The following is a 1,043-nucleotide window of genomic DNA, read 5'->3' as shown; positions in this document are numbered from 1 at the left end:
CCCGCCACCGCCAGGAAGAAGACGACGCCACCGTCGGTTTCGGCGACGACATGCCCGCCTTCATGCGGATCGTCGCCAAGGTCTGATTTTCTGTTTCCGTTTCAAGAAGGCAAGCCGACCAACCGGCTCGCCTTTTTCATGTCTTGCGGCCCGTTACATCGGCCCGGGCATCATCTTGGTCGGCTTCTCCAGCATCGGGAACTCGGCCTTGCTGCATTTCACCGTCGGGTTGGTCGGGCTGAACACGCCGTTCGGATTGTCCTTGAACCAGGCGTGAAGATCGTAGTGGACGAACTCCTTCGGAATCAGGGGGTAGTGTCCCTCCATCGGTCCCATGAATTTCTGGCCGAATAGCGTGGGTGCTTCCTTGACGTCCGGCGTCAGCGGCACCAGCCATTCCACCCCGACCAGTTTCAGGCCTTTCTTGGTCGGCTCGTAGATCAGCACATTGGGGTGCATCGGATCGAGCTTTTTCCCGACGCTGGGAACGTTGACGAAATGGATGCCCATGGCGCCTTTCGGATAGTCCATCGTGCCGGGTATCTTTTCGCCGGTGAAGTAGACGCACCCGACAGTAGACAGATAGAGGTCGCGGATGGCGGCGGTGTAGTCCTCATATTTGGCGAGCGACTTTTTCAAGGCCTCGATGTCGGCCTTGCTGGCATCCTCGGCCTGAGCCGTGGCCACGCCAAGCCAGGCGCCAATGAGACCCGTCAAAGCGAGGACACCGAAGCGAGCTGTTTTCGTCATGCATTCCTCCCAGAATTCTGATCTGGCCGTGCAAGACCGAGGCGTCGAACTTCTTGATTGCGCGGCCGATTGTTCCGCCCCGTCCCCTCAGGAACGCTCCGATGCTATTCCTTTCCATGATCCCGGAAAAGCAGTCCGTTAGAACTAGCTAATTCTTCAGGATGACTTGGTGAACTGAAGACTGCCAATGTCGGCTCAAAACAAAAACGGCCCCCGTGGGGGCCGTTTTCACGTTCGATGCCAGGCGGCTCAGGTGAGCGGCGACAGCTGGATCTCGACACGGCGGGTCTGGG

General features: G+C 58.6%; 1 protein-coding gene. It reads right to left on the bottom strand.

The genetic code is table 11. The features are described 5' to 3' along the window. Nucleotides 1-153 precede the first annotated feature (153 nt). A complete protein-coding gene (locus tag EOA33_RS36630) occupies nucleotides 154-750 on the bottom strand; it encodes a hypothetical protein (protein WP_126054386.1) in 597 nt (198 codons plus the stop codon). Between the last annotated feature and the right edge of the window lie 293 nt (nucleotides 751-1,043).

The organism is Mesorhizobium sp. M4A.F.Ca.ET.050.02.1.1 (genome assembly GCF_003997725.1).
Classification (GTDB): Bacteria; Pseudomonadota; Alphaproteobacteria; order Rhizobiales; family Rhizobiaceae; genus Mesorhizobium.
This window is presented reverse-complemented; position numbering and strand designations above follow the sequence as displayed.

Excerpts from the sequence above, each read along its gene's own strand:
- EOA33_RS36630 (WP_126054386.1), bottom strand. The coding sequence starts at position 750 with ATGACGAAAACAGCTCGCTTCGGTGTCCTCGCTTTGACGGGTCTCATT.